Consider the following 1,855-nt stretch of genomic DNA (forward strand, 5'->3'; position numbering starts at 1 on the left):
TGCTGTTCTTTTCCTTTGAGTTTGAACTCGTAGACTATCATGTTTCGACCTTTGTTGCCTATCCTTAATCTGACATGGACAGCGTAAAATTAATAGCTTTAGTAACAAAATGTAATATTTGACTGCGGTTAAAACCGCGAATCGCTTGCATCCCCACGTCTAAAGCCGGGGGCTTTAGCTCGTTTTTCGGTAATATGATTGTGAACTACCCACACTAAATCGAAGCGATTATAGTGTGTTTTACGCCCTGGCCACACCGCTGATTTTGCTGGCAGTACTCCGAAAGAGCCATATTATTCAATCGGCAAAAAATTTGTCATCATTCGTGCCGAATAATAATCAGATAACGTTGCCAAATGACGATCGCACTGAGTTCCCTCCTTTTCAACCAGAGGTCTTTTTCAACAGCGCGAAGCGAGTTGCGGAGGACGCCCCCTCAGACCAGTCATAAATTGCAAGGCATAGGTTTTGAGGGGAGGGATATTTTGCAGCATCCACAAACCGAGTCGGCGAATCGCTACTACTGGCAACCAATTATTAGAAAATATCCGATCTAAGAAATCGGTGAATCCTAAAATTGCCAGGTTTTCCTGTTTGCGCCAACGTTCGTAGCGTTTTAGGACTTGGATGTTGCCGATATCTTCGCCTAGTTGATGGGCAGATTGCAAAACTTCGGCAAGGGCAGCGGCATCTCGGATGCCCATGTTTATGCCTTGTCCGCCGACGGGATGGCAGCAGTGGGCGGCATCGCCAATCAAGGCTAGTCTGGAAAGGGTGTAGCGATCGCTCTGCATCAACTGTACGTTAAACACAAATCGCTTTCCCTCCAACTCCAAACGCCCCAACAGTCCGCCAGTGCGGTGTTCTAGTTTCTCGATAAATTCCTTTTCATCCAGTTCGCTTAAAGCTTGCGCTTCCTGATGGGGTGCAGTCCACACAACGCGACACCGATTATCTGGCAGCGGCAAAACCCCCATTGGGCCACTAGGCCAGAAGCGTTCAAAAGCCGTGTTATTGTGGGATTTCTCCGGTTTAATCGTTGCTACAACACAAGATTGCCAATATTGCCAACCGCGAGTGCGGATACCCGCTGACTCACGGATGCGCGACTTTGCACCATCTGCACCCACTAGCAAGCGGGTGCGGATTTTAGATTTTAGATTTTGGATTTTGGATTGAACAATTTCTAATTCCACACCGTCGGCAAGATATTCAACTTTCACCACTTCTGCGGGACACAACCAAGATACATTCGGGCAATCTTGGAATAATTCCTGCAAGCTATCTAGCAATACTTGATGTTCCGCCACATAACCGAGTGCATCTGTGCCTAAATCGGTAGGGTAAAATTGCACGATACCGGAATGATCCGCATCGGATAGGCGAATGTGACGATATGGGATAACTTGGGGCAGAATTTTATCCCAAACGCCAATACCCTGGAAAATGCGTTCAGAAAGTAGGGAAACGTTATAAGCTTGTCCTTTAGCTGCCGCCACAGACTGAGGTTTCGCTTCCATCAGGGCTATTTTCAGCCCAGAATCCTTTAAGGCGCAGGCGAGTGTGAGTCCTACAATGCCGCCGCCTACAATGGCTATGTCGCAGTCGTAGTCTAGTTGGGGTGTCGGTACGGTTTGAGTTAGCTGTTGCAGCGCCATTTTAAAGAGAACTTGTGAAATTGTTAAGGAATATATAGCTATTTTTATTGTGACGCTAGGGAGCGATCGGTTTCAAGATTGAGGTCTTGGATTGGTGGCGAGAGTCCGCCGGAGACTTAATATAGCTAGGGACTAGGGGCTAGGGGCTAGGGACTAGGGAAGAGGGAAGAGGGAAGAGGTTACTCCGTAAGGGATTA

General features: G+C 47.5%; 1 protein-coding gene. It reads right to left on the minus strand.

Features of this window, described 5'->3' with window-relative positions; genetic code table 11:
• Positions 1-401: 401 nt before the first annotated feature.
• Positions 402-1,658 carry an FAD-dependent hydroxylase gene (locus LAY57_RS35480; protein ID WP_249072176.1) on the minus strand — a complete coding sequence of 419 codons (1,257 nt, stop codon included), beginning with the start codon at positions 1,656-1,658 and terminating at the stop codon, positions 402-404.
• Between the last annotated feature and the right edge of the window lie 197 nt (positions 1,659-1,855).

This window comes from Argonema antarcticum A004/B2, assembly GCF_023333585.1.
In the GTDB taxonomy this organism is placed as follows: domain Bacteria; phylum Cyanobacteriota; class Cyanobacteriia; order Cyanobacteriales; family Aerosakkonemataceae; genus Argonema; species Argonema antarcticum.